Annotated in this window: 21 protein-coding genes and 1 pseudogene; 12 read left to right on the top strand and 10 right to left on the bottom strand. The window is 63.6% G+C overall.

Annotated elements, in window-relative coordinates; genetic code table 11:
- The first annotated feature begins 241 nt into the window (after window positions 1–241).
- The 5 genes from ICM05_RS12560 (at window position 242) to ICM05_RS12540 (ending at window position 5,815) form a co-directional block, all read left to right on the top strand.
- The gene (locus tag ICM05_RS12560; RefSeq protein WP_188024962.1) at window positions 242–553 is read left to right on the top strand and encodes a hypothetical protein; all 312 of its coding nucleotides are present in this window, start codon (window positions 242–244) and stop codon (window positions 551–553) included.
- Between the two features lie 338 nt (window positions 554–891).
- A complete protein-coding gene (locus ICM05_RS12555) occupies window positions 892–1,185 on the top strand; it encodes a ribbon-helix-helix protein, CopG family (RefSeq protein ID WP_188024961.1) in 294 nt (97 codons plus the stop codon).
- Window positions 1,182–1,790: a hypothetical protein gene (locus ICM05_RS12550; RefSeq protein ID WP_188024960.1), complete on the top strand. Its 609-nt coding sequence runs from the start codon at window positions 1,182–1,184 to the stop codon at window positions 1,788–1,790. Before ICM05_RS12555 ends, ICM05_RS12550 begins: the two co-directional genes overlap by 4 nt.
- Before the next feature lie 148 nt (window positions 1,791–1,938).
- On the top strand, window positions 1,939–5,409 hold the full coding sequence (gene mobF / locus ICM05_RS12545; RefSeq protein WP_188024959.1) for a MobF family relaxase: 3,471 nt from the start codon (window positions 1,939–1,941) through the stop codon (window positions 5,407–5,409).
- A 109-nt stretch (window positions 5,410–5,518) separates the two neighbouring features.
- Window positions 5,519–5,815, top strand: coding sequence for a hypothetical protein (locus tag ICM05_RS12540; RefSeq protein WP_188024958.1), 297 nt, complete (start codon window positions 5,519–5,521; stop codon window positions 5,813–5,815).
- Between the two features lie 19 nt (window positions 5,816–5,834).
- On the opposite strand, the gene ICM05_RS12535 is transcribed toward ICM05_RS12540, so the two are convergent.
- A complete protein-coding gene (locus ICM05_RS12535) occupies window positions 5,835–6,059 on the bottom strand; it encodes a hypothetical protein (RefSeq protein ID WP_188024957.1) in 225 nt (74 codons plus the stop codon).
- Window positions 6,060–6,178: 119 nt separating this feature from the next.
- Window positions 6,179–6,943 carry an IS6-like element IS6100 family transposase gene (locus ICM05_RS12530; protein ID WP_001389365.1) on the bottom strand — a complete coding sequence of 255 codons (765 nt, stop codon included), beginning with the start codon at window positions 6,941–6,943 and terminating at the stop codon, window positions 6,179–6,181.
- A gap of 1,068 nt (window positions 6,944–8,011) precedes the next feature.
- Between ICM05_RS12530 and ICM05_RS12525 the strand changes: the two genes are divergently transcribed.
- Together ICM05_RS12525 and ICM05_RS12520 are read left to right on the top strand one after the other, a co-directional pair.
- On the top strand, window positions 8,012–9,667 hold the full coding sequence (locus ICM05_RS12525; RefSeq protein ID WP_188024956.1) for an ABC-F family ATP-binding cassette domain-containing protein: 1,656 nt from the start codon (window positions 8,012–8,014) through the stop codon (window positions 9,665–9,667).
- Window positions 9,664–10,923, top strand: coding sequence for an MFS transporter (locus ICM05_RS12520; protein WP_188024955.1), 1,260 nt, complete (start codon window positions 9,664–9,666; stop codon window positions 10,921–10,923). The genes ICM05_RS12525 and ICM05_RS12520 overlap by 4 nt, the downstream gene beginning before the upstream one ends.
- On the opposite strand, the gene ICM05_RS12515 is transcribed toward ICM05_RS12520, so the two are convergent.
- From ICM05_RS12515 to tet(33), 3 genes are all read right to left on the bottom strand, one after another.
- Window positions 10,912–11,913: an IS481 family transposase gene (locus ICM05_RS12515; RefSeq protein WP_040347806.1), complete on the bottom strand. Its 1,002-nt coding sequence runs from the start codon at window positions 11,911–11,913 to the stop codon at window positions 10,912–10,914. The genes ICM05_RS12520 and ICM05_RS12515 overlap by 12 nt on opposite strands.
- On the bottom strand, window positions 11,910–13,085 hold the full coding sequence (locus ICM05_RS12510) for a Cmx/CmrA family chloramphenicol efflux MFS transporter (protein WP_005882743.1): 1,176 nt from the start codon (window positions 13,083–13,085) through the stop codon (window positions 11,910–11,912). Before ICM05_RS12510 ends, ICM05_RS12515 begins: the two co-directional genes overlap by 4 nt.
- A gap of 635 nt (window positions 13,086–13,720) precedes the next feature.
- Window positions 13,721–14,944 carry a tetracycline efflux MFS transporter Tet(33) gene (gene tet(33) / locus ICM05_RS12505; RefSeq protein ID WP_074436872.1) on the bottom strand — a complete coding sequence of 408 codons (1,224 nt, stop codon included), beginning with the start codon at window positions 14,942–14,944 and terminating at the stop codon, window positions 13,721–13,723.
- A 38-nt stretch (window positions 14,945–14,982) separates the two neighbouring features.
- On the opposite strand from tet(33), the gene ICM05_RS12500 reads away from it, so the two are divergent.
- Window positions 14,983–15,552, top strand: coding sequence for a TetR/AcrR family transcriptional regulator C-terminal domain-containing protein (locus tag ICM05_RS12500; RefSeq protein ID WP_010154754.1), 570 nt, complete (start codon window positions 14,983–14,985; stop codon window positions 15,550–15,552).
- Between the two features lie 310 nt (window positions 15,553–15,862).
- Complete coding sequence (locus tag ICM05_RS12495; RefSeq protein ID WP_255498939.1) at window positions 15,863–16,531, top strand: AAA family ATPase; 669 nt, start codon at window positions 15,863–15,865, stop codon at window positions 16,529–16,531.
- A 157-nt stretch (window positions 16,532–16,688) separates the two neighbouring features.
- On the opposite strand, the gene erm is transcribed toward ICM05_RS12495, so the two are convergent.
- The 5 genes and pseudogenes from erm to ICM05_RS12470 form a co-directional block, all read right to left on the bottom strand.
- The gene (erm, locus tag ICM05_RS12490; protein WP_130108831.1) at window positions 16,689–17,450 is read right to left on the bottom strand and encodes a 23S ribosomal RNA methyltransferase Erm; all 762 of its coding nucleotides are present in this window, start codon (window positions 17,448–17,450) and stop codon (window positions 16,689–16,691) included.
- 267 nt (window positions 17,451–17,717) lie between these two features.
- Entirely contained in the window at window positions 17,718–17,939 is a 222-nt protein-coding gene (locus ICM05_RS13020) for a hypothetical protein (protein WP_188024965.1), read from the bottom strand.
- A gap of 127 nt (window positions 17,940–18,066) precedes the next feature.
- A pseudogene (locus tag ICM05_RS12480) lies at window positions 18,067–18,465 on the bottom strand (dihydropteroate synthase); the annotation flags it as partial.
- Window positions 18,366–18,569: a hypothetical protein gene (locus tag ICM05_RS12475; protein WP_188024964.1), complete on the bottom strand. Its 204-nt coding sequence runs from the start codon at window positions 18,567–18,569 to the stop codon at window positions 18,366–18,368. The gene ICM05_RS12475 and the pseudogene ICM05_RS12480, both read right to left, overlap by 100 nt.
- Window positions 18,570–18,571: 2 nt before the next feature.
- Window positions 18,572–18,937 carry a hypothetical protein gene (locus ICM05_RS12470; protein ID WP_188024954.1) on the bottom strand — a complete coding sequence of 122 codons (366 nt, stop codon included), beginning with the start codon at window positions 18,935–18,937 and terminating at the stop codon, window positions 18,572–18,574.
- A 122-nt stretch (window positions 18,938–19,059) separates the two neighbouring features.
- On the opposite strand from ICM05_RS12470, the gene ICM05_RS12465 reads away from it, so the two are divergent.
- Genes ICM05_RS12465 through ICM05_RS12455 form a run of 3 tightly spaced genes read left to right on the top strand, consistent with a single transcriptional unit; the run spans window position 19,060 to window position 20,911 of the window.
- A complete protein-coding gene (locus ICM05_RS12465) occupies window positions 19,060–19,641 on the top strand; it encodes a ParA family protein (RefSeq protein WP_188024953.1) in 582 nt (193 codons plus the stop codon).
- Window positions 19,641–19,913, top strand: coding sequence for a hypothetical protein (locus tag ICM05_RS12460; RefSeq protein WP_188024952.1), 273 nt, complete (start codon window positions 19,641–19,643; stop codon window positions 19,911–19,913). The genes ICM05_RS12465 and ICM05_RS12460 overlap by 1 nt, the downstream gene beginning before the upstream one ends.
- Before the next feature lie 11 nt (window positions 19,914–19,924).
- The gene (locus ICM05_RS12455) at window positions 19,925–20,911 is read left to right on the top strand and encodes a hypothetical protein (protein WP_188024951.1); all 987 of its coding nucleotides are present in this window, start codon (window positions 19,925–19,927) and stop codon (window positions 20,909–20,911) included.
- Window positions 20,912–21,021: the final 110 nt, after the last annotated feature.

Below are 21,021 nucleotides of genomic sequence, written 5' to 3'. Positions count from 1 at the left end.
TCGACCTCCCAACAGATGAGAGTGACGATGCGCCGTCAGGTACAGCTCACGTTCACAACGGAACACCCTCTGAGACACGCAAGAACGGCATTGGGAACGATGTGGGCGTGTTTCTGGCATCATCCCAAGGGCAGCGGCTTTTGAGGGTGTCACACGCGATTCTACGGAGTCCATCGATCGCCCGCCCCAGTCGTAGTAGACATGTAAACATAGAAGACCAGGCCAGCTGTGAGGAGGAATCATGAGCGGCGTCACCGAAATGATCGAACGGGCAGCCCACGACGCCGAGAACCATCAGGGCGGCCCCGGCCAGATTCGCGGCCAGCGTCGAGCAGGAGTCGCGACCTCTGCCGTGCTCTCGGTGCGCCTCACCGCCGAACAGCTCACAGAGCTGACCGCACGAGCTGAGGCAGCAGGACAGCCTACATCGGCCTACGCCCGCAGCATCCTGCTCGACGCGCTCGGGGTGGGTGAACGCAACGAGATCGCGGCGAAGCTCGAAGCTGTACTGCGCCACACCCTCGCGCCCGAGGTGCTGGCGCGCACCTCGTAGGCACAGTCAGCAACAGGGGCTAGTTTTGTGTACGAAAAAATGATAGTTTTGTGTACGAAACGAGATTGGTGGTGACGTTTGCTGCACGTGCAGGTACACGAATCAGCGCTTAAGCGTGGTTTGGACGCTGACGAAGTGATCCGCATGTGGAAGGAGGGCACCGAAGAAACCATGATCGACGATGACGAACCCCCGCGGTACATGCGACTCGCGTTCGACAACGCAGGTCGACCGTGGGAGCTTGGGGCGTTGAGCTTTGGGAACGGTGCCAGGTATCTCGTGATCCACGCAATGCCCGCCCGCCGGTCAGTAGTAGCCAAGATGCAGAGGAGGTTGAAATGAGTGACAAGATCGCCAAGCCCGTGAATGGTTCCTACGGCGTAATTGATGGCGTGGAAATCACCGAGGAAGTGATCGCCCGCCTCGTGAAGAACGCCGAGGACAAGTTCCCTGGTGCAACATTTCGGTCGCCTGGTCGCCCGGCGCGCACCGATGAACCCTCGAAAGCGGTAACGGTGCGTCTGAGCGAGTCTGAGCTGGCCGCAGTCATGGCCCGCGCCGAGCGTGAACACCGCACACGGTCAGAGGCAATCCGTGAAGCTCTCGCAGAATGGGCACATGCCGCTGCATGAGTGATGCCGACGCTGAATGCGGGTGTGAACGCTGTACCTGCACTGAACCGGCCGACCTCACGTTCGGCGGGGTGCCGCTGTGTGGGTGCTGCGCGGCTGACTGCCCCGACGTTCACGGAGAAGCAGCCATCGAACGGCGTGCGCAGTTCTGGCATGAACAGCTCATCGCAGAGCAGCGCGCTGAGGAGCACGAAATCGCGCACATCGTTCGTGACCGACAGCACGAACAAGCACGCCCACTCAGCGAGCTTGCTACCAAGCTGGGCTTCATCCTCGACGACGAAGGCGAGACCGAAGAAGACTACGACGGTGAACATCTCGGCCCGTCGCGAAGAGGTGCCCCCGGTACAACTCCAAGCACACCGGGTATCTGGCGCTATGTCGTCTCCCGCACGTCCAGCTCCTCGGAGCTGGACGGTGAAGGGTTCGAGATTCGTGAACTCTACCCCGCCGAGGATGGGCCAGAATTCAGCTACACCACCGACCCTGTAGCGCCTGCCGGCGCGACCGTTGAGGAGCTGCGCGAAGAGCTGCTGCACATGCTCGCTGCGCTTGACCAGCCCATCCTCGATCTCACCGCTGACCCTCCTCAACTGCACCCCTAACAGCCACGTCTGCATCCTCAGCTCACCCCTTGCCAGCTTCGCCAACAACTCACGCCCTACACTCACCTTTCCCTCGCTATTCTTGAAGCACGTAATCTAGTGAACTAGAAGCGCCGCACTGCGGCGCGAAACCGGAGCGGAGCCGACAGTGAGTAAAGGCGGGTTCAAAGCGTTTCGCGGTTCGGCCGCGACCGCTGAGAGCTACCTGCTCGAACGCGATACTGACCGGCTCGACGACTACTACCGGGAGGGCAACGAGCGCACCGTCGAGCACGGCGTGATCGGTGCCGACGGCGTCGAAATGGGGGAGCTGTCGGCCGAGCAGTTCCGGGCGTGGATGGAGCACCGCGACCCCGTGACCGACGAGGTGCGCGGCACGTTCCGGCAGCGCCGGTTTATCAACTCCGAGGGCGTCGAGGAAGTCGGCGGTACGCCGCTCTACCAAGAAACGATTATCAGCGTGGATAAGACGCTGAGCCTCGCGGCGGCCGCGAACCCGAGGGTTGCCGCCGCGCTCGAACAGGCCATGAGCCGGGCCTGCCAAGCTGCGGCCGAGGCGGTGAGCGAGCACGCCGTGACCCGAGTGGGCGACATTGGGAAGCAGCGGCAAGTGAAGTTCGAGCGTATGGAGTTCACGAGCGTGCAGCACACCACGAGTCGCACAGGTGACCCGCACTACCACCGGCACATGCAGATTCTTCCCGTGGGGTTCGCGGAGGGGCGTTGGCGTGCGGTCGACGGGCGCACGCTATACCGGCTCGCGGAGCGCGTGAACGCGGCCGCCGACCTCTCACTCTCGACCGATATGGAGCTGCGCCAGGTGCTCGCGGCCGAGGGGCTGTCGTGGGAGCCGGCGCAGGGCGGCGGCCGCATCACCGAATACAGCCACCTGGTCGACGAGCACTCGGCACGCCGCGACCAGGTTGCGCAGAATCGTGAAGCGCTCGAACTGGAATGGCGGATCGCGCACCCAGGCCAGGAGCCGGGGCCGCGCCAGTGGCAGGCGTGGGATACGCGCGCCTGGGCGCAGGAGCGGCCGACGAAGAAACCCGACGCGGAACTCACCCCCGAGGGGCTGGCCCGCACCGTGGGTGAGGTCGCCCCGCAGAACGTCGACCTGACGCTGTACGGGCAGGAGGCCTCACAGATCGACCCGGCCGTGATCGGTGCCGGGGCGCTCGACGACCTCGGCCGGCAGCGTTCCGCGTGGTCGCTGGCCGACGTTGAGGCCGCCGTCGACCGACGCCTCGCACAAACGTGGCTCATCAGCTCCGAGGGCGTGGCCGAGCTACGGCAGGCAGCTATCGACACCGCCATGCAGCGCAGCGTCTCGTTCCTCGATGCCGGCGTGAATGTCGAAGGCGTCAGGCACTACACGAGCGACCAGGTGCTCGCGGTCGATCAGCAGCTCACCGACGCACTCACCGCTCGCGCGGTGGTGCCCGGTGAGGCCGGCACCGTGACCGTCGAGCGGGAGGGGTTCACGCTCTCGGCCGATCAGCACGCGGCGGCCGAGGCGATTGCCGGCACACATGAGCTGGTCGTAATCCAAGGCGCGGCGGGAGCCGGGAAAACCACGATGCTCGAAGCGGCCGCCGACTCCCTCAGTGCGCAGGGCCGCAGGCTTGTGGTCGTCTCCCCGACCAAGCGCGGCGCGCTCGAAGCCGGCGACGTGCTCGGCGTCGACAGCGAGAGCGTCCACGCCCTCCTGTACCGTGCCGGCGCCGAGGTCGACGACACCGGCCGCTGGCAGCTCCCCGAACGGTGGCGCACCCAGCCCGTCGGCTGGCGGCTCGACGAGCGCACGGTACTCGTCGTCGACGAGGCCGGGATGCTCGACCAAGACACCGCCGCAGCCCTGCACCAGTACGTCGACGATATGCGCCTCGGCTCGCTCGTCTTGTCTGGGGATGCGGCGCAGCTCGCAGCCGTCGGCCGCGGCGGATACCTCGCCCGCGCCGCGCAGCTCGCCACCGCATCGCTCGACCTCACCGACGTGCGCCGGTTCCGCACCCTAGACGGCCAGGTCGACGAGGGGTACGCCGGCCTCTCGCTCAGGATGCGCGACCGCGAGGACGCCGGCCAGATATTCGACGAACTCGCAGCGCGTGGCCTGATCCAGACCGGCACCCCCGACGAGCTACGGGCACGGCTCTCGGAAACCCTCGCGCTCGAACAGCAGGCCGGCCGCTCCACTATCACGGTCACATCGACGAACGCGGCCGCGCAGCAGATCAACCACGCCGTCTACGAGCGCCTGGTCGACGCCGGCATCATCGACCCCACCACCATCACCCACGGGCGAGACGGCGACCCCATCGCCGCAGGCGCACAGGTAGCGACCCGCGAGAACGACCGCGAGCTCGGCGTCGCCAACCGACAGACCTGGACAGTGCGAAGCGTGAACGCTGACGGCCGGATCACCGTTGCCGACCCGAAGACCGGGCACCACCGCACCCTCGACGCCGACTACGTAGCCTCCCATGTGCAGCTCGCCTACGCGGTCACCGGACACGGCGCGCAAGGCATGACCACCGATACCGCGCACGCGGTGCTCTCCGACGAGATGGACGCCGCCGGCGTCTACGTCGGCATGACCCGCGGCCGCACCGCGAACGTGCTGCACGTCGTCGCCGTCGACCACGACGACGCCCGCGAACAGTTCATCGACGCATTCGCACGCGACAGCGCCGACCGCGGCCTCGACGAAGCTCGAAAACAGGTAGAGCGCGACATGCACGGCATCGTCACCGGCCACAATGCGACCGTGGCCGCCGAGGTCGACCAGCTCACCCAAGAAGCCGCGAAAGCCGACCGGCAGGCGGCCGTCTGGGATGACGCGGCAGGGCAGTTCGCCAAGTTGCGCGAGCAACAGGCAGCCGAGCTGCACCAGCTCGAACAGGCCGCGGAGAAGACGCAGGAGACAGCCCGAACGATATGGGCCGACGTACTTGCGCCACTTACTGAGCAGGCTCGGCATGATGGGGCTGAAATCGCGGCTCTGCGCGACCGCGCAACCCAAGCGCAGCAAGAGGCGCGCAGCACCGGTCGGTTCAGCCGCCGGCGTTCCGAACGAGACGCCCAGAGTGCCGTCACCGAGTGGGAGCAGGCGCGCGACCACGCCGAGCAGCGCTGGGGCAGCGCCCCGTGGGGTGCGGGCGAGGTCGAGAGCTGGGCCGAGCGCGTCAGCCAGCAGGCCGCCGGCCAAAACCCCCAGGTGCGCGACGCGAGCAAGGCCTCGACCGGCGCGAAGATCGAGCTGCACACCGCGCGCGAGCGGCACCCGCTCGAAGCACGAGGCCTCGTCCGCCAGGTGTTCCGCAACGACCCAGCTGCTCATGTGATGACGGCCGAGAGCGGGGAGCGCCGTGCGACTCGGTACGCGCAGGAATGGCGCGACCGTGCCACCACCGCCCGCGCCGAGGTCGTAGAGCTGCGTCAGCTCCCCACCGACCAGGCTGCCGAACGGGTGCAGACAAAGCACCAAGCCGCAGCAGAGCGCGCGGCACGCGAAAAGCAGCTCGCACGCGAGCGCACCGAACGGCTCCGGAAGGAACAGCCCCACCGCTCACCAACGCACCAGCCCGGCCCGAACCGAGGCCCCAGCCTCGGGCGTTAATGCTGCCAGGCTGCGAGTACGTAACTGCTCCCTCTTGAAGGCAAGGCCGCGCAGCGGCTGCGGCAGCCCCTCGGTAGCGTTCAATTCCGTTAGTGGTTAGCGTCAAGCTATGGAGCTGAACCCTTACCATGACGAAGCAAATGACTGGTTACGCGGGCGGGGGTGGTTATCGCGCCGAAGCGATGAATCTTGGCGTGACTGCTTTGCGGATGACTGGAAATGGTTTGGTGTGCCTGATGGGTATCAGCCGACAACGATCATCTTCACTGGTGCGGATTTCACAGTCGACTACGCGTACGACACAGCAGACATCTTGCAACAACGGACGTACCGAGACAGCTTCTGCAATCTTGAAGAACTAAAACGGCACATAGGGATGATTGAGGCTTGGCCTCAAGAAAATTAGACGGCTCGAAACGGCTGGGTCATGACTGATCCCATTCCTCGGCGTAGATGATCGTTCCAGGTGGCAAGGCTTGCAACTCGGCTATACGGGCTGGAACGTCCACCGGCTCGCCCCCAAGGGTGAGTTCTCTGAGCTGGTACTGCTCTGCACGTTCGTAAAGGTCAACCAGACCGGCGAGCCGCAACTCGTAGCGGTTCGGGTATCCATCACCCCACTGCTTGATAACGGCGCTCTGTGCGATCATCCCTGTCCACGGATGAGATTCGCAGACACATTCGCCGCCGGCCCAGCGTCCGGCGCAGTCTCTCGGGCTCTGTTGCAAAGATTGGCGGCAGTCAGAGGTAGGCTGTCGCTCTGCGCCGATCAGGCGGCTGCTGCGAAATGGTGGTTGAGCATGCCCATGGCCTCCGTCAGCGCCGAGGGCCCAATGCCAAAAGCTCTCTCCACAAGGCGCACCTCGCCCCTGATGCCGGGCTGCAGGCACCAGGGGCGAGCCTGTCCTTTGCGCAGGGCTCGCATGACTTCGAATCCCTTGATCGTGGCATAGGCCGTGGGGATCGATTTGAAACCGCGCACCGGCTTGATCAGTATCTTGAGCTTTCCGTGATCGGCCTCGATCACGTTATTGAGATACTTCACCTGCCGGTGGGCCGTCTCCCGGTCCAGCTTTCCTTCGCGCTTCAATTCGGTGATCGCTGCACCATAGCTCGGCGCTTTGTCGGTATTGAGCGTGGCAGGCTTTTCCCAGTGCTTCAGGCCTCGCAGGGCCTTGCCCAGGAACCGCTTCGCTGCCTTGGCGCTGCGGGTCGGCGACAGGTAGAAATCGATCGTGTCGCCCCGCTTGTCTACTGCCCGGTACAGGTAGGTCCACTTGCCCCGCACCTTGACGTAGGTTTCATCCAGGCGCCAGCTCGGATCAAAGCCACGCCGCCAGAACCAGCGCAGCCGCTTCTCCATCTCCGGGGCGTAGCACTGGACCCAGCGATAGATCGTCGTATGGTCGACCGAAATGCCGCGTTCCGCCAGCATTTCCTCAAGGTCGCGATAGCTGATCGGATAGCGACAATACCAGCGCACCGCCCACAGGATCACATCACCCTGGAAATGGCGCCACTTGAAATCCGTCATCGTTCCGTCCGTCCAATCTCCGCCAAGCATGCTCAAGCTTCACGATTTTTGCAACAGAGCCCCCTCAGAGAAGCGACTGACGTGGCCGCAGTTCAACCAGCGGCCGCATCAGGGGCCGCTGGCGTGCACCAGGCAAACTTGCGGCTCCATTACCCGGCGGGCGTTGTTTGGAGTGAGGGTATTGTCGCCGTTAGCGACGGTGTGGATGGCAGCGCGAAGATCGTTAGACGGTATGTCCTTGAGTAAGATCGGAGCCGCCTTGCGCGCCCAAGCCGTTGAACTCGCCCGCGAACGTGGCTGGCTCTGAGGCTTGACAAAGGTAATAGGGGCGTCCCCCAGGTGCGAACGTCGTCAAGTGTTCAGGCGAGCCGTGTGGCCCCTGCCACGATCACTGAGAAACCGACCATGGCGAGAGAAAGGGCAAGGAGGGCGACTCCCGCCCACAGCAGGTTGATGGCACGCCCTGGCTGTTGCGGGTCTGTGCCGAGCACTGACAGGAAAAATCCGCCAGGGACGAGTAACGCACTAGTGAGCACGCCAACGGCCGCCCATTGCCACGCACCGCCGACGCCGACAGCTACCTGAAGCAGCGCGCACACGATTCCGAGGATGACGAGCACCCCTGCATGTGCGTGCCCTGCGCGAAAGAAGCGCTTCTGCAAGTCGTTGAACGGGATGCCGTGCGTAGAGATGCGCAGGAGAAACGTTCCCCGAACATGATGCCTATGACGGTAAGCACCGTCGCGCCAAGAATGATAGAGATAATCGGTTCCACGAGAACTCCCTTCGTTCTACTTCGTCTTCGCATAACGCCCCGGCCACCGCCTTGGAGTGCGGCCCACGAGCGCACACAGGTGAAGCCCATCACCCAGGTACGGATGGAGCGCGTTGTACGGTATGCTAACCGTATGCATTTGTACTTTCTGTGACGGTTGAGTAGGCCTACCGCGCTCGTTGAGCAACTCCGAGCTAGCGACGGCCGCTTGTTCTGACCCTGGAAGGGTCCCCGTCATTTGCGTGCCCGCTTGCTGTTTGGCTCGTCGCGGTGCGCCTTGCTGAAGGATTTGAATGCTTACCCCTACCAACCGTCATCCGGCGCGCCATCGCGCGCAACTCACCGCTTCTGACGTCTCCGTAATGCGAGGCGTAACCCCGGTGCTCAACCATGTCGATCTCGTCGTCACTCCCGCGTCTCGTGTGGCGATCGTCGGAGAGAACGGGCGCGGAAAGACCACACTTCTGCACGCGCTCGCGGGCACGCTGGTACCTGATAGTGGAACGATCCAGCGCATCGGCACGCTCGGGCTCGCTGAACAAGAGATGAACTCCACCGACAACCGCACCGTTGGGCAGGCCGTCGCCGAGGCCATCGCTGAACCGCTCGCAGCGCTGGCCGCACTCGACGCCGCCGCTGCCGCTCTCGCAGATGGGAGCAGCGAGGCCGCAGAGCAGTACGCCGCAGCATTGGAAGGTGCTGAAGCACTCAACGCGTGGGATGCCGAGCGCCGCGTACAGATCGCGCTCGAAGCACTCGACGCCGAAACCGACACGACGCGGTTGCTCTCTGATCTGTCTGTGGGGCAGCGATACCGAGTGCGGTTGGCCTGCCTGCTGGGGGCTGAAGATGATTTCTTACTGCTGGACGAGCCCACCAATCACCTCGACCGCAGCGGACTTGAATTCTTGACCACGCAACTCCGCGCGCGCAACGGTGGTGTCGTGATCGTCAGCCACGATCGCGCGCTACTCTCTGACATTGCGGAGACGGTTGTTGACCTCGATCCGACACCTGATGATCGCCCCCGCATCTACGGCAACGGGTATGCGGGATACCGAGAAGGGCGCCTGGCCGAGCGGGAACGCTGGGAGCAGGAGTACGACCGCCAGCAGCAGGAGCAAGCCCGGCTGCAGGACAGTCTCAGCGCTGCGCAGAATCGGCTGGTGTCGGGGTGGCGACCGGAGAAGGGGTCACCGAAGCACGGCCGCGCGACGCGCGCGGGCGGGCTGGTGCAGAGCGTGCACCGACGACAGGAAGCGCTCGAAGCACACGCGGTGACGGTGCCAGAACCACCGCAACTGTTCCAGTTCCCCGACCTGCCCACACGAAAAGGGGCGGTGCTGCTAAACGTCGACAACGTGAGCCTTGCCGAGCGGTTAACGCAGCCGGTGTCGTTCGAACTCTCGCACCGCAGCAGGCTCGTGATCACCGGCTCGAACGGGGCCGGAAAGTCGACGCTCCTGAGTATCGCGGCGGGCGAACTACTGCCAGACACGGGAACAGTGCGGACATCCCGTGGCACGCGTTTGGGTTTTCTTCGTCAGGAGACGATGCTGCCGCCGGATCGCCGGGCGAACGAGGTATACGCCCGTCACCTCGACGAACTCGTCGGTCAAGGAACGCTGCAGTCATCTGAGACGGTCGGTCTCGGTCAACTTGGACTGCTGCGATCGCGCGAGGCAGGCAAACGAGTGGGTGAACTGTCGATGGGTCAACAACGACGCCTCGATCTGGCGCTCGTACTCGCGGCACGCCCGCACGTGCTACTGCTAGACGAACCCACCAACCACCTCTCCATCGCGCTCGTTGACGAACTCACCGAGGCACTCGGGGCTACCCAAGCGGCCGTCGTACTGTCGACCCACGATCGGCAACTCCTGCGCGATGTCGCCCAATGGCCTCATGTACATCTGATGGCGATGGCTGAAGGCGAGGCGCTGGTATGAGCAACACCATCAAGCTACGCGCACTCCGCCCATTGGCATCAGGTGATTACCGTCTCCTGTTTGCCGCCGTCGGCATCGAGGTATTCGGGACCGGTATGTGGACGATCGTCATGGTCTTCCAAGTACTCGCACTCGATGACAGCCCACTTGCCTTGTCGGCGGTCGCAACCGGAATGAGTCTTGGCCTGTTCTCCTTCTCCGTTCTCGGTGGGGTTGTCGCAGACCGGTTCTCCAAACGGCGGATTCTCATCACAGTGCAGGGCTCAACGGCCGCGATCATGACCGCCGTGGCGGTCCTGTCGCTCACCGGGAATATCGAACTTTGGCACGTCGCCGCAGCCTCGTTCGCGATGGGTGCCGGGAGCGCCTTTTTCTACCCTGCGTACAGCGCTTACCTACCTGTGGTCCTTCCGCCGGAGCAACTCCTGGCCGCGAATGGGCTCGAAGGGGCGCTCCGTCCATCGATGGGGCAAGGGCTGGGCCCGGCCCTCGGTGGAGTCATCGTCGGTATGTTCTTCCCCGCTATCGGAGCGGTCATCGTCGCGGCTTCGTACGCGATTGCTTTCGTCATCACGTTGTTTCTTAGCCGTCGTGACGAACACACTGAGCCCACTCCTCCCGAGGATCGCCCGAGCGTCTGGGGTGACCTTCGTGCGGGGGTTGCCTACGTGGCTCGTACACGCTGGTTGCTTTGGACGCTGATCTTCGGGTCTTCGCTTGCGCTCATTGTCCAAGGCCCGATCGAAGTTCTCCTCCCGTTCCTCACCCGCGACCGATTCGAGGATGCTGAAGCTACTTTCGGGTTCCTTCTGGCCGCCTATGGGATAGGTGGGGCTGTCGGTTCGCTGATCGTGTCGTCGTTGAAGCTTCCTCGTCGGTACTTGACGTTTATGATCCTGTGCTGGGGTGGAGGAACACTACCTCTTGTGGTCATTGGCGTTGCCGACAATTTGATCATCATGCTCTCCGCGCTCTTTGTCGTCGGTGCACTCACCGGGGCTGGCGTTGTCGTGTGGGGAACATTGCTGCAACGGCTGGTGCCGCTCGACATGATCGGCCGAGTCGCCAGCCTCGACTTCTTCGTTTCGATCGCGTTCATGCCGGTCTCAATCGCCATCGCAGGGCCGCTCTCACTGTTGGTTCCCATCCCCATCATCTTTGTGATTGCGGGAGTCATTCCGCCAGCTCTCGCGTTGATCGCATTGCTGGCCGGGCGCATGCGCCAGACCGAGGACAGTCAACCACTAGATGTATGAGGCCAGGACGTTGTTGACGCGTAATGGTGTCGCGGATGCGGGCGGCTTCCCGTCATGCACACCGTGGGGCCGGTGGTAGTTGTAGTGCAGGTTCCAGGTTTCCAGCGCTTTCTCGCGCTGGTCTTCTGAGTTCCAGGTCCTTGCGTACAGGAACTCTTCAGCGAGGATGCGGTTGTAGCGTTCGACTTTCCCGTTGTGCTTGGGCGTGTAGGGCTTCGTACGGCGGTGCTCCGCGCCATTCAGAGCGGCGGCGAATGCCGCGGAGCGGTAGCAAGCGCCATTGTCGGTGATGATTCGCTCGATCCGGGTGATGCCGTGAGCGGCGAACCACACCCGGGCGCGGTTCAGGAACGAGACGGCGGTGGTGGCCCGTTCGTTCTCGAGCGATTCAGTGTATGCCAGGCGGGTGTGCCCGTCGATTGCGGAATGGAGGTAGGCGTACCCGGCGCGTGCCCCGCGGGTTCTCGCTCGGGCGGCGGCACGAGCCTCAGGGCTGCCTTTGCCATGAGCCCGCCAACCACCGCCGTTGGGGATGCGTCCGACTTTCTTGACGTCGAGATGCACCATGTGCCCGGGATGCTTTGCCGTGATCGTCTGCACTTGCCGGTTCGTCTCGCCGTTTGGGTCGATGAATCGACGGCGGTTCAGGCCGAGCTCGGCTAGGTGCCGAGTGACGGTGCGCCGACTGATCGCAACGCCATCTCCATGCAGTTCGAAGGTGATGCGGGATGCTGACCACTTGTGCTCGCGCCGTAGTTCCTCGATTCGCGCTAGCGTCTCGCCAGGTGTCGCGCTTGGCTGCCGGATTGGAGCAGATGAGCGGTCAAGCAGGCCGAGTTGACCGAACTTGCGGTACCGGGTTACCCACTTCGATGCGGTTGCGCGGGAGATGCCCATCTCTGCGGCGACATGCGCGAGGGGTCGAGAGCGGCAGCGCTCAATGAGTCGGCGACGGCCTTCGACTGTCAAGGGCGAGTTAGCGTGCGTCACTTGACCACTTCGCTCTCGGCGGGCGCGATCAGCCGGAGAAGGGGAATGGTGAGCAGCAATGCCGCTGCGGTCGTGGTGACGGCCACCCAAACGGGCCCGAGCGCACCGGGTATCACGCCGAGCGCGGCAGCGGCAAGTATGGGACCGACTGCTGCGCCGACGTTGAGTGCCGCGGTCGCGTACGAACCCGCCATGGTGGGTGCACCCGCCGCCGCATAGAGCACTCGCGTAATCAGCGTGCTGCCGACAGCGAACCCCAACACACCCTGAGCGAAAACGAGCCCGAGCAGGGCAACGGGGTTCGTCGCGAAGAGCGCCAAGGCGACCCAGCCGAGTACAAGGACGCTTCCACCGCCCATGATGACGACGCGAGGTCGGGCGTCAGCGAGCCGTCCCGCAACGGTGACGCCGATGAAGGAACCGACGCCGAAGAGCACAAGCGCCACCGACACCCACCACTGGCTCAGGTCGGCGGTTCCCGTAACGATCGGCGCAAGGAAGGTCAGCGTTGCGAAGGTGCCGGCATTCACCAGGGCAGCCAGCATCATCGTCAGAACGAGGCGCGGAGAGGCAAGCTGCGCCAACTCCATCCGCAGCGAGGACGAATCCTTCTCGGACGTGTCGCCAGCTTGAGTGGTGAAGCCCGCGGCAATGCCGATCGCAGCGGGGACGCAGAGGAGAGCGATCGCCCAGAACGTCGACTGCCAGCCAAGGGCCGTACCAAGTACGGCACCCGCGGGGACGCCGGCGACGGTTGCGACGGTGGTGCCCGCCAGCAGAATCGATACGGCCCGACCTTTGGCGTTGGGTGCCACGAGTTTCGTCGCCGCGCCCAGTGCGACCGCCAAGAAGCCTGCGTTGACAATCGCGGCGATCACGCGCGTGATGAACAGAACAGTGAAGTCGGGCGTCAGCGCCCCGACGACATGAGCCGCCGCGAATACAGTCACGCAACCCAAGAGTGTCGATTTCACGGGGAGGCGACGAGTGAGGGCGGCCATCGCAGGTGCGCCGATCACCATGCCCGCGGCGAATGCCGATGTCAGGAGACCAGCTGTCCCCACGGGAACGCCGAAGTATGTGGAAATGTCGGGCACGAGGCCGGCGAGCATGAACTCGGAAGTACCCATGGCGAAGACCACCAGGGCAAGAAGATAGAGAGCGAAAGGCATCGAGGTAGCTCCGAAGCGAGAGTGCGAACAAGAGAACGTCTCGTCACTACGGTCAGCGCCCAGAGGACACCCGAATGTCGTGCTGCACACAGCACAGGGCAGCAGAGAGCTGAGGGCTCAGCGAAGGTGAGGGGCTAACGGCGTGACCGAAAGCCCCTGAGTGTCCGATTCAGGGCTCGACATGCGTCCCAATCTACCCGTCTGTGCCGCTACCCCCAAGAAACGTCAACAACCTCATGGCCAGCAACAGCTAGACGAAGCGGAACGCATGGCTGAAACGGACGTGCCTTCCTACAGACTCGAGGTATCCATCGTAGGAAGCGCGTCGTCCGTGGGCGATGACCGAAATGACTTCCACCCGCTCGGGAGGACGGCGGGCGCACCTCTCGGGCTGCACTGGGGCCGCTGTGTGTGGATTTCTCGATGAGCGTCCAGCTCATGTCATCGGCAAGCTACTCGGAGAGGGCCTCCGGCTCTCCCTTGGCCTTCTCCGCGATCGGCACGCACACTTCAATGGGTCTTTAGACTCCCAGCTGACCTATCCTTGGCAGATGATGCCGAGTTGCCCGGTGGCACCGACTCGCTCGTCGGCCGTGGCGAAGACGTGTCGCCGTCATGTTGCTCCTGCTCACAACTCACATCGAGTCGCCGCTCGCCCATGAGCCGAACTTCGGGGACGCCGCTGTACCACGCACGATGAGAATCACGCAGGGCACGTAGAGTGCTGCGGCGCAGAGCCAGAGGAAGCCGTCGGCGTTGATGTAGGTGAACGCGAAGATCGTTGTGAAAGCGACCGGTCCGAAGATCGATGTGACGCTGTTGATGCTGGCGAGCACACCCTGGAGGCGCCCTTGCCGCTGTTCATCGACGCGCTGGGAGAGAAGGGTTTGCAGAGCGGGGAGGCCGATGCCACCGATCCCCAATGCCGCCAAGATAGGCGCCATGGACAATCCGTCAGTGACTATCGCCAGGCCTACGAGACCCAAGGCGTCGGTAACACACCCGATGATGACTGTTTTTGCCTCACCGATCCACTCCACGATGCGGCCAGTAAGGAGGGCCTGCACGAGAACCTGTACGATCCCGAAGACGGACAGGGAGATTCCAACTTCGACGGGACTCCAGTCGAGGCGGTGTTCAGTAAACAGCACCCAGGTCGCACCTGGAGCCTGCCCAATGAATTGAACAAGGCCGAATGCGACTAATAGGAAGGTAATCCCAGGCACCGCGCTGAGGCCGGGGCGACCACGATGCTGAGCGAGCGACGCAGAGCGCGCAGGGGAATCAGGACGGGTCTCGCGTAACAGGATAAAGGTGAGTGCCAGATTGCTCGCTGAGAGAAGAGCAGCGAGCAAAAACGGCAGATGTGGCGAGATGGCACCGAACAGTCCACCCATGGCTGGCCCCGCGATCATTCCGCCGCCATAGCAGGCACTGAGTAAACCGAAACGCTTGGCGCGCTGGTGGGGTGGCGTGATGTCGGCGATCACGGTGGCGGTGACCGCATTGGTCGCTCCGGTTATCCCAGCCACTGCGCGGGCGATATAGAACACCGACAGAGCGGACGTCGTGGCGAGCACGAGATAGTCGACGGTCGCACCGGCCAGGGAAACAAGCAGCACCCGGCGGCGGCCGAATCGGTCCGACAGCGTTCCCAGTACGGGGGCAAAGATGAACTGCATTACCGCGTAGAGCGCGATCAGCACTCCGACGTTCAGCGGAACCGCATCAGCGGTGACCCCTGCCTCGTGTAGCAGTGCGGGAAGAATCGGCATCACCAGGCCCATGCCGGCGGCGTCGAGGCTAGCCGTGATGAGGACCGTGGCCAACGAGCCACGAGCGGAAGTGAGAAATGACACCTTATCAACGATAAAGTTATCGATGATAAAGTGCAAGCATGGCTCAGAAACAAGCGCGACTCGATCGTGCAGCAGTCTTGCGCGGTGCGAGGCATGTGCTCAATAACACGGGGATCGACGGTTTCACCACGCGGGCGCTGGCTGCGCATCTGCGGGTGCAGCAGCCAGCGCTCTACTGGCACTTTCGGACAAAGGGCCACCTGCTCGGATCGCTCGCAGCTGATGTGCTTGATCGCGAACACCACGCCTCACTCCCAGAGTCAGGGGAGCGCTGGGACGACTTTCTCCTGCGCAACGCGCGGAGCTTCCGGACAGCGCTTCTGGCAGTCCGGGATGGAGCACGGCTGCACGCAGAGTTTCACCGTCAAAAGAGTGACCAGATGCCAGCGGGCTCGGATGCCCCCGAAAGTCAGATCGAGTTTCTCGTGTCCGAAGGATTCGCTGAGGTCTCTGCGGTCCGAGCTCTCATGGCTATCAGCCGCTATACGGTCGGTTTCGTACTAGAAGAACAAACAGCGCTCGACAACGGATGTGAGCCTGTCGATCAAGACCTAGATTTCGAGTTCGGGTTAGTTGCAATGGTTGAAGGGCTGGCATCAAAGCGATGAGGGATGCTCGCGCTTTGGGTCTCTGCGTCAGTAAGGTCAATCCTTTCCCGCTCCCGCAGCAGCTCCTCCGCGATACTGACGTTTTGCTCATGGCTACGGGGCTCACTAACGAGCAAATCAGGGACCGTGTGTATGTCGCGTCGCGATCGCGGAACGGCACATCAGCAGCATCTTCACCATGCTCGACCTTAACGAGCGCACAGGGAACAAGCGCGTCATCGCCGTCCTCGAGTACCTCAAGAACTAAGCGTCGAGTGCGTGACCGGCGCGATGACCATAGGTAACGGCGGTTTAGCATCGGTGCCGCATCTTGACACGACTCAATCCGCGACAGCTAACCTCCGCATATGGAGTTCGACGGAATGGAGATCCCCGACGATATCGAGGTCACGGTCTGGGGGAGCAACGAGCACCGGTGGATGCGGGTGGCGCGTTCGGGATGCTGGTGCGGGATCGAGGGGACGCGCCTGAGCTCACGGATGTGCAGCGCTTCCGCAACGACTGGGAGAAACACGCCTCTCTCCAGCTTCGCATCGGCGACACCGACGTCATCGACGCCTACATCCACCAGAACCGCGTCACCCCCGGCACCTACGAGCAGATCCTCGAACACGCCTACCAAGCCTGGATCACAGACCAACAGGCGGGGAAAGCGTCGGTATTGATCGAGGAGACCCTCGACACCGTCACCCAGCTCAACATGAGAGCGAGGACGGACAGGATCCTTGCTGGGGACGTCGCCCTCGACGGCGTGAAACTCCACGACGGGAACGAAGCGTCCCGTGGGGATCTCGTCATCACGCGTCAGAACGATCGGCGGATGAGTGTGGGGCGGGGGTGGGTGAAGAACGGTGACCGGTGGAACGTCGTCCACGCCCACGACGACCGATCCCTCACCGTCAGACGCGCTTTCTCGAAATGGCGCACCACAATCACCCTGCCCGCAGCGTACGTGGCCGAGAACGTGGAGTTGGGGTAGCCGAGGTTCCCCAAACACACTCACCTGTGAACGTGCGCGTGCGCGCGGTTCTATTCTACCGGTCGCCGTGAGGACGCTCACGCGACCGACTCGTCATCGCGGGCCGAGAGACCACGAATCGCGAAAGTTGTGTCGTGCATGGTGGCTCTGGGGGTGGCTACTCAGGTATCGCGTTCCAGATTCCGGCCCACTGCTCCGGTGTCAGGTCCCTCGGCAGTGCGCGTGTATCGACGCCGCACTGCCTCAGGAGTTGCCGGGCTCGGCCGGGGTCGATGTGGCTCGCGTTCGCGATGACACGGTCGAGGGTTCTGCCTCGGCCGGTGAATACCGCGCGTACGAACTGTTGGTACCGGGTGCGCTGCGAGCCGGGAATCAGCGGATCTTTGCGCCTGCTGATCTGGATGATGCCGCCATCGACGCTGGGGCGTGGTCGGAAACCCCAGGAGGGAACCCGGCCGTGGAGGTCGAAGGTGAACCAGGGCGCGGTTTGTGCGGTCAACATGGTGGAGCCACCGATCCCGCAGCGTTTGCGGGCGACCTCCCATTGCGTAAGGAGCACCGCCTGAGTCCAGGTGCCGACGCGGAGAAGTCGGCGCAGGATCGGGGTGGTGAGATGGAAGGGGATGTTCCCCACGATCACGGGGTGGTCGAGAGGGACGGTGAGCGCGTCGGCGTGATTGATTTTCACATCCGGCAGCGCGCGGCGGAGGCCAGCGATCCGGTGCTCATCGAGGTCAATCGCGGTCACCGGCCTGCCGAGCTGGGCGAGAGGTCTCGTGAGTGCGCCGTCTCCAGCGCCAAGTTCGAGTATCGGCCCTTTCGTCGCGGTGACTAGAGCGGTGATCTTGCTGATTGTGGGTGTGTGGATGAGGAAGTTTTGGCCGAGTTCGTGGCGGCCACCGTGGGATGAACGAGGCATGTTCGCGCTCCAAGAAAGAAAGGATGGAACGCCTCGGAAACAGGGCAGAGCGCAGACGGAGAAAATGGATGCGCAAAATCGCCGTTCCGAGACGCGAATGGTCTCTCGGATGGACGACGCGCGAAGCGTTCAGCGAGGCGCGCCGTCAGGCGCGGCGGTCGCGAACAGCAAGCGTGTGCGTCACAGCGAACACGCAAATCAAGTTACCCATGCCGATCATCTTACCCGATCGCAGCACAGAGTTCATCGGAGCAGCAAACCCGGGAATCACAGGCCGCGTGCTGGCCCGTCACGACCTGGGTCGCTGCCGGGGGTGGTGCGCTGGAACGGGTTGAGTTGCCGCTCTCGCTGCTCCAACAGCCGTCGTGTCTGTTCCTGCTCGGCCCGCTTGGCTGCAATGATTCGTGCAGCGTCGTGCATCAGCCGCACAACCTCGTCGATATCACCCGAGCAGGCGACCCGAACGTTCGGAGGCTCCTCGCTGTCCATTCGCTCCCCTGGCGCGGTATGAACCGCCGCCTCATAGTGCAGTTTGATCCTGACGAGCCCAGCATGTCTGCGCCCACCTTCGCGGAACCTGACCAGGGTCCGCTAGCGGGCGGCCGGAAGGTGAATGCTAGGCATGATCTAACCCTCGGTCTCTGGCGTCGCGACTGCGAAATTTCGCGAGGGTTTCCGAGAAGGTGATTGCGCTTCGCAGATCTCCAGGCGCGTGGGTGCGGACGTAGTCAGCGCCATTGCCGATCGCGTGAAGTTCCGCCGCAAGGCTCGCTGGACCCAGATCCTTTACAGGAAGGCCAACGGTGGCGCCCAAGAAGGATTTCCGCGACACCGAGACCAATAGCGGAAGCCCCAACGCCGACTTCAGCTTTTGAAGGTTCGACAGCACGTGCAGCGATGTTTCCGGTGCGGGGCTCAAGAAAAATCCCATCCCAGGATCGCGAACTGCTGCGGGTCGTCGACGAGCAGCGTCGTGATCCTCTCGACGGATTCCCGTTCGAGGGGGAAACCATCGTTCAGAACGTACCAACACGCGGCCACGGCCTGCTCATGCTGAGCCGGGGTGAGGTTGGCAAACAGCTCCGGCCAGCGCTCCTCGAAGTTCGTCTCGGTGCTCATCGTCAGCTCTCCTGCGGTTCGGGGTACCAGCGCACCACGCCGTTCGCGGTGTACGCCTTGCTGATCGCTTCCGACGCGGTGCGCAGCGCCTGCCGAGCCTCGTTCAGCGCGCTCCCCGCGGCATGGGTGCTCCCGGTCGTGCCGCCGTCTTCCCCGGCGTAGTGGGTGCCGTCCTCAGTGCCAGCGTGCCAGTGGGCGAGCTGCCGGGTCACCTGGGTGAGATGATCGACCATCGCCACCAGCTCGCCCAGCAGGGGGTACGAGTCTTGCGGGTTCGGTACAGCACGGGTTGAGTGCGCGAGAGTGCGTAGCAACTCCTCAGCTTCGCGCGCGACTTCGAGCTGCCGGTACTCCTCGTTGATAGCCATAACCGTTGTTCCTCTCGTCACTGTCGACGGTACTAACACCCACTGACAACGCCACCCTACCATAGGCCTTTGGCCTAAAGCCATAGGCCAACGCCCAAAGGCCTATGGTGTATGCTTCTCGCATGATCGTTACGTTTGCCGCACTCAAAGGCGGAGTAGGGAAGACCACCGGCACCGTCTACCTCGGTGCTGCGCTCAGCGAGCACGGCACCGTGCAGCTCATCGACACCGACCCGCAACGCTCGCTCACGATGTGGGCGCAGGAGGCCGGCGAGGGGTTCCCCACGATCAAGACGATCTTGGATCGAGCTGTCACACGAGCAGATGCGGCAGGGTTCGACTTCACCGTGATTGACACTCCACCCGGAAACCCCGACGCGATCAATGCTGCTGTTGCCGTGGCCGATCTGGTGTTCGTTCCGACTCGGCCGAGCCACCTTGACGCAAGGCACACGGCGAAGTTCGTTGAATCACTCGCCCAGGCCCAGATACCCGCCTCTGTGCTCGTCGTCGGAGCCGAACCACGCCGACGTGCTCTCCGTGATGTGCGCGAGTTCCTAACCGACCTCCCCGGCGGCAGCAGCCTGTACGAGCACGTCGTACCGCACCGCGCCCACGCGATTACGGCAGCCGGCACCCTCCCGCCCCGAGCGAACCTGCATCCCTACGACCTGATCGCTGAAGAACTGAAAGGTAGCATCTAATGGCTCTCCCGATGAAACCGACCGCAACGGCCCCGGCGAATACAGAAGCGCCGGCCGTGGACGTTGCCCCCGCGTTGCCCGGCGCACCGCGCAGGCGCGGCACTGGCGGCTTGTACCCGCGCCTCTTGGGGGCGCAAGTATCTGAGGCCATGTACGCAGCGGTGAAAGCCGAAGTAGCACGACGAGCTGCCGCAGGTGAGCCCTCCGACGTGGCATCCATCGGCGCTATCGTGCGCGAAGCCGTCTCCAAACATCTCAACATCCCGGCCTAGCAGAGATACCAATGAGCACCGGGAACCAAGACCCCCTGAGCCTGCCCGACTGGATGCGGCGGCAGCTCGACCACGCCGCCGCCGTCGAGCACGGCGAGGCGAACGAGCGCCGCGGCATCGTGCTCGGAAACGGCTACTTCTCGCTGACCCCGATGGACGAACAGCCCGGCCGCAGATGGGATGCCTCGAACTCGTACACATCGTGGAAGATCACAGCGGGCGAAGTGCTGACCAAGCACGGTGAATGGGTCGAGGCTCCGGTTCCCTCGGGTAAGCCGGCTCTGCTGATCGGTGCGGCAATCGCAACGAAGATCCGCTCGACCGTCAAGGCCGGCGGTAACCCGCTCGACGGGATCGGTCTTGAAGAGACGCAGCGCGCTCTCGCGGCCGACCTCGGCTACACGTCGAGCGGCGGCCGCCAGCACCAGGAACTTACCCGTCAGGTCACCGGGTTCGCAGTTTCGACGTTCCACATGGCCGAGTGGGGGCCGGAGGACGACGAGGGCGGCCGCCGCTACCGCCAGCAGTCGACAACGCTTGCGAGTGGTGTGCAGCTCTACGTGCCCGGCTGGGGCGACGTGCTCGACGGCCTCGACTCGTACATCGTGCCCTCGCAGCTCCTTGTCGACCTGGCGCTCGATCCCAAGACCCCACCGGCCCGCCTCGACGCGCTCGCGCGCATGTCTGGCCCGTTCCCGATGCAGGTTGCCGCGTGGCTCGAGAAAGTCTTGTACTCGATCAAGGACGGCCCCCGGCGCGAGCGCACATTCGAGTGGGCGCACCTGTACGACGAAATCACTCACGGCTACAAAGACCCTCGCAACTTCCGGCGCCGGTTCATCGAGTCCTTGGATGAGGCGGCGGCCACGCGCCGGATTCACGGCGACGGCATCGAGACGAACTTCTCGATTGACCGCATCCCCGGTCGACGAGGCGGGGCGACTGCGCTCACCATCCGGCGTAGCCCGCTGCTCAGGCTCCCGGCCGACGAGCTGTAGCAGCTCATTTCACTACTGAACGTCTCACCCTACCGACCTCGATTTGTGTACTGAACGACTCGGCTCAGGCCTGTGGATAAGTCGAATGGTGAGTCGTTCAGTACACAAAT

Origin of the sequence: Leucobacter sp. cx-42, assembly GCF_014529985.1 — a bacterium.
Taxonomy (GTDB): domain Bacteria; phylum Actinomycetota; class Actinomycetes; order Actinomycetales; family Microbacteriaceae; genus Leucobacter.
The sequence above is the reverse complement of the archived record's forward strand: the minus strand, read 5'-3'. Positions and strand labels throughout refer to the sequence as shown.

What these genes read in the sequence shown, in the direction of transcription:
- ICM05_RS12455 (WP_188024951.1), top strand. Translation starts at nt 19,925, where the DNA reads ATGAGCACCGGGAACCAAGACCCCCTGAGCCTGCCCGACTGGATGCGG.
- ICM05_RS12555 (WP_188024961.1), top strand. Translation starts at nt 892, where the DNA reads ATGAGTGACAAGATCGCCAAGCCCGTGAATGGTTCCTACGGCGTAATT.
- ICM05_RS13020 (WP_188024965.1), bottom strand. Translation starts at nt 17,939, where the DNA reads ATGGACAGCGAGGAGCCTCCGAACGTTCGGGTCGCCTGCTCGGGTGAT.
- ICM05_RS12470 (WP_188024954.1), bottom strand. Translation starts at nt 18,937, where the DNA reads ATGGCTATCAACGAGGAGTACCGGCAGCTCGAAGTCGCGCGCGAAGCT.
- ICM05_RS12465 (WP_188024953.1), top strand. Translation starts at nt 19,060, where the DNA reads ATGATCGTTACGTTTGCCGCACTCAAAGGCGGAGTAGGGAAGACCACC.
- ICM05_RS12530 (WP_001389365.1), bottom strand. Translation starts at nt 6,943, where the DNA reads ATGACGGATTTCAAGTGGCGCCATTTCCAGGGTGATGTGATCCTGTGG.
- ICM05_RS12500 (WP_010154754.1), top strand. Translation starts at nt 14,983, where the DNA reads ATGGCTCAGAAACAAGCGCGACTCGATCGTGCAGCAGTCTTGCGCGGT.
- ICM05_RS12540 (WP_188024958.1), top strand. Translation starts at nt 5,519, where the DNA reads ATGGAGCTGAACCCTTACCATGACGAAGCAAATGACTGGTTACGCGGG.
- ICM05_RS12460 (WP_188024952.1), top strand. Translation starts at nt 19,641, where the DNA reads ATGGCTCTCCCGATGAAACCGACCGCAACGGCCCCGGCGAATACAGAA.
- ICM05_RS12560 (WP_188024962.1), top strand. Translation starts at nt 242, where the DNA reads ATGAGCGGCGTCACCGAAATGATCGAACGGGCAGCCCACGACGCCGAG.
- ICM05_RS12475 (WP_188024964.1), bottom strand. Translation starts at nt 18,569, where the DNA reads ATGAGCACCGAGACGAACTTCGAGGAGCGCTGGCCGGAGCTGTTTGCC.
- ICM05_RS12525 (WP_188024956.1), top strand. Translation starts at nt 8,012, where the DNA reads ATGCTTACCCCTACCAACCGTCATCCGGCGCGCCATCGCGCGCAACTC.
- ICM05_RS12510 (WP_005882743.1), bottom strand. Translation starts at nt 13,085, where the DNA reads ATGCCTTTCGCTCTCTATCTTCTTGCCCTGGTGGTCTTCGCCATGGGT.
- ICM05_RS12550 (WP_188024960.1), top strand. Translation starts at nt 1,182, where the DNA reads ATGAGTGATGCCGACGCTGAATGCGGGTGTGAACGCTGTACCTGCACT.
- ICM05_RS12520 (WP_188024955.1), top strand. Translation starts at nt 9,664, where the DNA reads ATGAGCAACACCATCAAGCTACGCGCACTCCGCCCATTGGCATCAGGT.
- erm (WP_130108831.1), bottom strand. Translation starts at nt 17,450, where the DNA reads ATGCCTCGTTCATCCCACGGTGGCCGCCACGAACTCGGCCAAAACTTC.
- ICM05_RS12535 (WP_188024957.1), bottom strand. Translation starts at nt 6,059, where the DNA reads ATGATCGCACAGAGCGCCGTTATCAAGCAGTGGGGTGATGGATACCCG.